The sequence below is a fragment of the Pseudomonas weihenstephanensis genome, from assembly GCF_016812185.1.
Lineage (GTDB): Bacteria > Pseudomonadota > Gammaproteobacteria > Pseudomonadales > Pseudomonadaceae > Aquipseudomonas > Aquipseudomonas weihenstephanensis.
Map to the genome: position 1 here is coordinate 211,115 of NZ_JAAEBV010000006.1, position 8,652 is coordinate 219,766.

Here is an 8,652-nt window from a genome sequence, read left to right on the forward strand (position 1 = left end):
CCTGTAGCAAGCATTACTCATCACCCGGGGACGCTTTCAGGTCCACTGTGCAGGTATCACCCGAGCAGCTGAAAGCGAGCGTCGGGCGGCCACCGTAATCATTCACATAGGTTACATACGGCGTAACGCCGAGCGCTTTGGCACTAGGGGCTAAGGCGAGTGAGCCTCTGGGCGGTACCATTAATGGCTCAAAACCCTCGGCTGTCTTGGCATCCTTACTGCTGCGCGCATCCACCAGCGTGATGTAGTACGGGGTTGGATTGTTGACTTGGTACTGGTCCCCAACCCGGGTGAGGGTCAGCTTTTGCTGCCAAGGATTGGACAGCTGTTGCTGGCTCGGCACGATCGCAGTTGGCCGATAAAACAGCTTAATCCGTGTTTGCAAAGCAATTTGAAGCGTGTTGGCCTTGTCAGTGCGGGGCGGAATTTCACGCAAGTTGAAGTAGTAGACACTCTCCCTGTCCTGAGGAAGGAATTTAGCGGCTGGCAATGCCTGAACCTTTACTTGACTCTGCTTGCCAGGCTCCAGCCGTTGAACGGGGGGAAGCACCGTCAACGGAGTGGTAATCTTGTTTCCTTGTTCATTCTCGATCCAGCCGTGAGCCAAGTAAGGGAGCTGCGTGTTGTTGTTGGTGATGCTCATGCTGACAGCATCTTTACTGCCGTCAAAAATGACCCGGGTTCGATCAAGGCCAATGGCTGCTTTAGCGTTGTTGAATACACACAACGCGACCAGCGCAAGCGCCAAAGGCGTTAAACGTGAATTGAGTGTCATAAGGTTTTGTTCTCCGTGTCGTTATCAGTCAAGGGTGTGAGCGCAGGCAACCTGTCATGCGCACTTGCACCTTGGCAAAGCAGGCTCAGCGCAGAGGCCAAACCATCGGCCGGCAAGCTCGCAGGCAACATCAACGTGCAGCGTTCTGCACCGCCCCAACTCACGGTCATCTGTTGGCCAGGCTCGATACCGCTCAGGTAAACACTGCCGTCCTCGTTGACGATCCCCGTGTCCTGCTGCCTCTGATTTTTCACCGTGGCGCCAAATGGAGGCACACTGCCATCAAGCAGTTGGATAATCGCCATAGCCTTCTCACCGGAAATCACATCCAGTGAGCGGTAGCCAATAGCCCCTTCAGTCAACGTCAGTTGGGTCACTGATTGAGTTGCCTCGGCATTGGCTGGCAGGTTTTCCAGATCGACACTTGCCGCCGTGCGGTGGTAACTGCTGATGTCTGCAATAACGGTTTTGCCAAACGCGTTGCTGCGGCTCGCTACACCATATCCTCGGATCGGTATGCCGGGCACACCGGCGGTGTCGACCATCAAACGCGTACCGCCCATCGTGCCGGCCCGATGCAAAGCTCCCCCTTTGGTGGTGAGCGTGCCGCCGCCACGCGCAGAAACACTGAGGCTGGTGTAGTCGTTTTCTTGTGCGCTGGCGCTGAGGTCTAGGTTAACGCGATCACCGACATGACTGAGGTATCCGCTGACAGCGTTATCACTGGCCGACAGTTGATAGCTATTGCGCTCATCGAGCCGATCACTGAACCGCGCTGAATAGCTGTTTTTATCCAGTGTTCTGCTGGCATTCGTTGATAACGTCCCCGATCTGCCCAACGGTAAACTGAGTGATACGTACATCCCGGTACTGCTTTGTGCTCCGCTGCGCTGATCTCGCTCCTGATTACGAAACAGGTTCATGGACAGGCTCATGTTCTTGATCGTGCCCACACTGAAATAACGGGCCAACGATAAATTCCATCGTTCGCTGACGGGGCGGTCCCAATAAGACTGGTTGCTGTAGTTGAGATAAACAGAGACGCCGGCATCACGAAACTGCTTATTAAACGTAGCGGTGTAGAGCGCCTTACTGCCTCCGACCGGGCCGCCATACTGACTCGCGTCCAAATACTCACTCATGCTCAGGTAGTTTTTTTCCGAAAAACGGTAACCGGCAAAAGTGATTTGGCTATCAAACTCTTCAAATCGTTTCGAATAACTCAAGCGGTAGGACGCACCCGACAATGTTTCATCCGACAGCGATGTTTGTGCGCGCGTGGCATCAAATGACAGCGCTCCAAATGCAAGCAAGTCACGCCCCAAGCCCATGGAAAATGCTTTGTAATTGTTATCTGTGATTGCGCCGCCATACAGGGACCAGCCATTACTCACCCCCCACGAGAACTCACCCGTGGCGAAAGCATTACCCTGCCCGCCCTTATGCAAGTCTGATGGACGGCCACCGGCCACCTTGTAACGAACAGTGCCCGGGCGCGTCAGGTAAGGAATACTCGCTGACTGCACCTGAAAAGTGCTAACAGTACCGTCTTGCTCTTCAACGCGAACGTCCAGGGAGCCACTAACGGCATCATTAAGGTCCTGAATGCGAAACGGCCCGGCAGCAACCAGCGTTTCATAGAGCACACGGCCCTGCTGGCTGATGACAACTTTGGCGTTGGTCAAGGCCACACCTGTTACTTCAGGCGCATAGCCGCGCAAGTTGGGAGGCAACTGCGTGTCATCAGAATTCAGCATGGCGCCGATATACCGAAAACTGTCGAAAATATCTGAGTACAGATAGTTTTCGCCCAATGTCAGGCGCGACTGAATAGCGGGTAATGCGCGATAAGCGTAAAAACGGCTCCATTCCAGTTTTTGCGTACTGCCTGTATCAGCACTGTCGGCACGCCCTTGCCAGTCGGCGCGAAAACGCCAAGGTCCTGCATTGGCGCCAACAGTGCCGTTGCCGCTGAAATTATTGCGTACCGACTCGTCTCGCTGATGGATGTTCTGCGCCGTGATGTTGTAATCAAGCAGCAGACCCGGAACACCTTCATCCCACCGCGATGGCGGGTCCCAATTGGGTGCGCTGTATTCAAAGTAAACCTGCGGCAGCGAGATGTGCAGCGTAGAGGAGCTCAAATCACCCGAGACATCCATTCCGGGCAAACTGCGTGTATCTAGACATTCGCCACTTTTCCACCATGCCAACTGAGACACATACTCTTTCTTCAATCCCATCTGGTCCACCAATTGGGGGGACAGGCAAGCCTGGCTGCCTTTGGGGTCTTGCTCGGGAGGATAAAACACCACCGACTGCTCCGGGAGTGTGTCGCTGTTTATCTGCACAGCCATCGGGTAAGTCCCCGGCAAGATGAAGCCACTGCGCGAGAATTGAGACAGGTCAAAATTGCTGCGATCGTTCAGATCTAAAATATCGGTGTTGAACTGAATATCCCCAGTGGCCAATACACTACCGCTTATCGACATGAGCCCAACAAGCAAACCGGGTTGCAGTCTTAGCTTTCCAATCAAAGGGTTTAATAACGCGTACAGCCCATACATTCAGTAATACTCCAGCCTGAAACGCACCGCAGCACGATGACTTCCGACAGCCATTGGCTGATCATTGCCAACCAGTTGAAGCACGTAGTTGAGCACCATGTCCTCTCCCGCCAAGGGCGTCAGGTCCATGGGCACGCCCGGAATACTTTCCTGCCCATTTGCATCTGTTATATGCAAGGCCACACCCTGTGAAGATCCTAAGGCCGCGAAAGAGCGCCCTTCGCGATCAGTCAAACCTTCAAAGGTCACCCGTACATGCTCCCAATCCGGCAAATAGTGGCCTGGACGGGCGGGGTCAGGGCGGGTGAGCGAGCACTTGACCAAGCGCAATGAAAAGGGATGTGGATCGCTCTCGCCTTCGCGAATTAATCGCCCGACAGGGACGGGCGTCATATCAATCACTTGATAAGCACTGTTCGCATCCAGAGCACACGCAGAATCGAGAATTTGCCCTTCCAACGTTACAAGACCGCTGCCTTGATGTTGTTGCCCTGCAAATACAGGCAGGCAGGAAGTTGCAAACATGACAAGCACGCAAGTAAACGCTGGCACCGTAAATACGTTCACATGGAACTCCCCCTCCAGCTTTGTCCTGCCGCCGACTTCACGGCGGCAGGACAAACACTTATTGGTAAGCCAGGGAGAAGTTAGTCACGGCGCTAAACTCACCCGGGGTGATATCGCCCGTAGCCTGACCTTTCAAGAAAGCACCAAACGACAGTTGGTTATTACCGTCTTGAAGGAGTTGCGGCTTGGTCGCTGTGCCCAATACCACCGCGGTACCACTGCCATCGACCATCATGATGCCAGCGCCTTTAGCCGTCCCGACGATACCCAACGCACCAGGAACATCAGCCGAGCCAGCCCCGGTGAAAGTAGTGGTGACCGTCTTATCTGTAAGAGAGGCTACATTGCACCCCACCAGCTTGATGTGAAAATCTTGAGGGGTCGCCGTGCCACCCCCCGTCAGGGCCGACTTTGCAACCTGGCCAAGTCCGACGGTTTGATCCACACTTTCGGGGTCGATGGAGCAGGCGGCTTCAATAATCGCTCCTTTGAAAGTAACAGTGCCTGCGCCTGCGCCCGCGGCATGAGCAACTGAGGCAGGACCTGCCAACAAAACCATGGACGCCAACGCAGCTTTTATTGCAATGTTCATCTAAATTATTCCTATGTAAGCCAATTAAAATACGCTGCTTTAATTACTCACACGTTTGCGTGACCGTGAACACTTGAGAAACACCTTGCACCCGAGCAAGTTGCTTCAACACGCGCCAGTTCACAACGACGCTCATCATTCAAGGACAAATGAATGTCCTATGAGTATCCGAACACCGAAACAACGCACAATTAAAGCAATCGTTAATTTCTGCATTGTTTTATCAATGGCTTCAATATCGCCACGTACTGAGCACGAAGACTTATATACGTAGATCAACTATCTACCCCTGATGAAACAGAAAAGAATTTAACTGTTAATTTTCAATTCGCTTGTAGGAATTTACTGAACATTAAAAAATCGTTCCTGCGTGTCATGCAGGCCACGGGAACGTGGTGGTGAAAAATGAATAAAAAAAAACCGTGATCAGTGATCACGGTTTTAAAGGCTATGGGTGGTTACTTGCCGAGGGGTATTTTCGGCGCCCATTGAAGCCATTCATCTTCGAAGGCATCGAACAATGGGAAGGTTTGCTCGGGCCGGGCTTGATTGCCCATTTTGCCGTCATCCGGCGTGGCAAATGCGATACCGCCCTGGATCAAGGTCTCAAGTGATTCGGTGCGCACTGTCGCGCCCTTGAACAAACCAAAATCGACACCAAACCCACTGGTGTTCCAGAAGCGACTGCCGCTGCGCACCAGAGGTGCGTAACGTGGCTCGATCAAGATGTGCACCAGCACTCGGTCCGCCGTATTGCCGAGCTCATATCCGGTTACCTTACCCACGGCAACTTCGCGGTAGGTCACCGGTACGCCCTCCTTCAGCGATCCTCGGCGCGCAGCACTCAGCACCAAACTAAGCCCGGCCTGAGGCAGAGCAGCATCAGGCGCGCGATCCAGTGCTACGAAGCTGGTTTGCTGGCCTCGGTCTTTGGCCGCAGGCTGCACCTCAAGGTATTGACCCGTGACGAGGGTTTCCAGGTTGGCCGTTTTCATCAAACCCAGTTCCGGTTTAACCACCCAAAACTGTGAGCCGACCCGTGCAATGCGATCAGGAACTTCGGTAATACGTGCCTGAAGCAAGACAGATTGCAGATCATCACTCAGATCAACGCTTTCGACTTTTCCGACTGTCAGCCCTTTAAAGCGAATGGGTGAACCGCTGCTTAAGCCGTCGGCTCGGTCTACTTTTATCGTGATGGGCACGCCTTGCTCCATTGCCGCATCGCGATCAGTAAACAAGCGGAAACGTGGAATGCGCTTTTGCAAGGGAGCAGTTGCTTTCGGCGTTTCGAAGGCAATGCCGCCTGCCATCAGGCTTTGCAGCGATTCGCTTTTAACTTGGATGCCGCCAGTAAATCCGCCTGTCAGGGTTATGCCGCTGGCATTCCAGAATCGCGTAGAGGCATTCACCAGATTTTCATATTCTTTCTCAATGTGAACGCCAATGATCAGTTGCTTCTTGGTGCGTGAGAACTGGTAGCTCTGAACCGATCCGACTTTCACCTGTTTGTAGAGAATCGGACTCCCAACATCCAGCGATCCCAAGTTGTCAGTGAACAGCACCATATGCAGACCTGGCGAACGTAAATCCAACGGCGGTGCTTTGGGACGGGCAATGAACTCGCGCTCAGGTGTGCTGCCTTTATCGCCGGGACGTATGGCGATGTAGTTGCCTTTGACCAAGGCTTCCAGACCGGTAATACCCGCCAGCGATATAGAGGGTTTGACGACCCAGAATTGAGTGCCTTCTACCAAGTAATCTTCGGCCAACGGGTCCAGCGCCAATTCAGCGCTGGCGCTGGTTAGATCCGGATCAACCTTTAAGCCTTTGAGACTGCCGACTTGAATGCCTTTGTACATGACCGGCGTACGGCCTGCCTGCAAACCTTCGAAGTCGCTGAGTTTAACTTTGACCTTGATCCCGGCCTGCGCCGCATCAAAGTCCTCATACAAGCGGAACGGCAAACTTGAGTCGGTCGGTGGGCTGTCTTTGCGATTCTCCGGTGTCGCAAAAGCAATGCCGCCAGCGACGATGCTGGCCAACGACTCACTTCGCAGCTTTACACCGGACAGATTGGCGTCAATGCTGATGCCGCTGGCATTCCAGAAACGTGTGTGTTTGCGCACCAGGTTGGCATAAGTCGGTTCAATGAAAACTTTGACCTCGACTGTGCTCTGGTCTTCAGACAACACATAACTTTTGATCTGGCCGACCTGGATTTGTTTGTAAAACACCGGACTGCCGCGGTTCAGTGAACCTAAACGGTCTGCCTTGAGCGTGAGGTGCAATCCAGGCTTTGCATCAGACAGCGGCGGTTCTTGCGAAAGTGCTTTGAACTTGCGCGTAGGCTCCCCATCCGCTGGGCTAACAGCGATGTAGTTACCGGACACCAGGGTTTCGAGACCAGTAATACCTGCCAATGTCACGCTCGGTTTAACCAACCAGAAGCGGGTGTTGGTTTTCAGATACTGCTCAACATCTTTGTCCATTTCGACGGTGGCGATGACGCCTTTGCTGGGGCCTTCTTCATCCAGCGCCAAGGTCTTTACCTTACCGACTGGCATGCCCTTATAGACCACTTCGGTTTTGTTGGCGACGATCCCTTCTCCGCTTTCGAAACGAACCTGGATGTTGATCCCGGTTTCGCTGTAAGCACGCCAGCCCAGCCAGCCGCCAATAATCAGCGCAATGAGGGGGAGAATCCAGATGGCCGACCAGTTAGAAGCCGGGCGGGTTTTAGCGGTAGGTAAATCACTCATGGTCGTCGTCCGACTCCGTGTTATCCCAAATTAGTCGGGGATCGAAAGTTACAGCTGCAAGCATTGTTAGTATCACCACACTGGCAAACGCCACAGCGCCCAGGTTGGCCTCAACACTGGCTATACGGCCAAAGTTAACCACTGCCACCAAGATGGCGATAACGAAAATATCCAACATCGACCAGCGGCCAATGAATTCAATAAATCGGTACATGATGATGCGTTGTCGGGCGGATAAAGGCTGGCGGCGCTGAACAGAGAACAGCAGCAAAGCAATGCCCACCAATTTAAAGGTTGGCACCAGAATACTGGCGATAAATACCACGGCGGCAATCGGGATCATGCCGTGCTGCACCAACTCAATGACGCCGGCCATGATAGTACTTGGCGAGCCCTGCCCTAACGAACTGATCGTCATGATCGGCAGCAAGTTGGCGGGGATATAAAGAATCGCTGACGTCAGCAACAGCGCCCACGTTCGCATCAGGCTGTCGGGACGACGCGCGTGCACTAAGGCACCGCATCGAGTGCATGTTTGCTCATCTGTTTGAGCGTCTTGCCGGTTGAGTTCGTGGCACTCGGTACAGATCAAGATCCCGGCATCAATTGCACGCATGAGCATCCTCCCCTGAGAGGGCCTGCCATATCTGGTGAGGCGACATGACGACCTCCAGCCAGACTTGAACCAGTAACAGGCTGACGAAGCAGGTCAGGCCAAGTCCAAGACTGAGTTCCGCCAGGTCGGCCAACTTCACAATCGCCACCAACACCCCCATCAAGTAGACCTCAAGCATGCCCCAATCTTTCAGGTGGTGATAAATACGGTAAATGAGCAGGCCATATTCGCGTCCTATGTTCCAACGAATACTGAGTAACACAGCGAGCTGGCAGAGTAGCTTGAGCAATGGGATGCCCATGCTGCACAGGAACACGACAACAGCGATACCTTGCATACCCGTATCGAACAGCCCGACTACGCCGCTCCAGACGGTGTCTTGTGAGACTTGGCCCAAAAGATTGAGTTGCATGATGGGTAGAAAGTTCGCAGGCACATAGAGCAGCAGAGCAGCAATCACCAGCGCAAGACTGCGCTCAACCACGTTATGACGATGGGCATAAAGCTCATATCCGCAGCGCGGGCATTGAGCTTTCTCACCGAGGGCAAGATGCGGCTTGCGCATCAAAAGATCACACTCATGGCAGGCCACTAACTCGTCCAGCGGTAAATCTGACACCCTGCGGGCGTCAACCGGATCTGGCATATAAGGAGTCTCTGGCTTTGAAATAACTGCGCCCATTCTAGTGTGCGGAGCATGAAATGACTGCGTCTATTTGTAGGACTTTAGGTGAAGCACGCCGGAGTGGTGCCCGGCATGGCTGGTCAGTGGC

The 8,652-nt window shown here is 53.5% G+C and carries 7 protein-coding genes; all 7 read right to left on the reverse strand.

Annotation, left to right across the window (positions count from 1 at the left end):
• Positions 1 to 13: 13 nt before the first annotated feature.
• A complete protein-coding gene (locus GYN01_RS19545; protein ID WP_048363053.1) occupies positions 14 to 775 on the reverse strand; it encodes a fimbria/pilus periplasmic chaperone in 762 nt (253 codons plus the stop codon).
• The gene (locus GYN01_RS19550; RefSeq protein WP_203307631.1) at positions 772 to 3,342 is read right to left on the reverse strand and encodes an outer membrane usher protein; all 2,571 of its coding nucleotides are present in this window, start codon (positions 3,340 to 3,342) and stop codon (positions 772 to 774) included. Before GYN01_RS19550 ends, GYN01_RS19545 begins: the two co-directional genes overlap by 4 nt.
• A complete protein-coding gene (locus GYN01_RS19555; RefSeq protein ID WP_048403085.1) occupies positions 3,343 to 3,867 on the reverse strand; it encodes a fimbrial protein in 525 nt (174 codons plus the stop codon).
• Positions 3,868 to 3,967: 100 nt separating this feature from the next.
• Positions 3,968 to 4,501 carry a fimbrial protein gene (locus GYN01_RS19560; RefSeq protein ID WP_048403083.1) on the reverse strand — a complete coding sequence of 178 codons (534 nt, stop codon included), beginning with the start codon at positions 4,499 to 4,501 and terminating at the stop codon, positions 3,968 to 3,970.
• Between the two features lie 458 nt (positions 4,502 to 4,959).
• Positions 4,960 to 7,263, reverse strand: a complete 2,304-nt coding sequence (locus tag GYN01_RS19565) for a PqiB family protein (RefSeq protein ID WP_048403080.1) — start codon at positions 7,261 to 7,263, stop codon at positions 4,960 to 4,962.
• Positions 7,256 to 7,879 (reverse strand): paraquat-inducible protein A, encoded by a 624-nt coding sequence (locus tag GYN01_RS19570; protein WP_048363049.1) that lies wholly within the window; start codon positions 7,877 to 7,879, stop codon positions 7,256 to 7,258. The genes GYN01_RS19565 and GYN01_RS19570 overlap by 8 nt, the downstream gene beginning before the upstream one ends.
• The gene (locus tag GYN01_RS19575) at positions 7,866 to 8,525 is read right to left on the reverse strand and encodes a paraquat-inducible protein A (protein ID WP_048363048.1); all 660 of its coding nucleotides are present in this window, start codon (positions 8,523 to 8,525) and stop codon (positions 7,866 to 7,868) included. The genes GYN01_RS19570 and GYN01_RS19575 overlap by 14 nt, the downstream gene beginning before the upstream one ends.
• Positions 8,526 to 8,652: the final 127 nt, after the last annotated feature.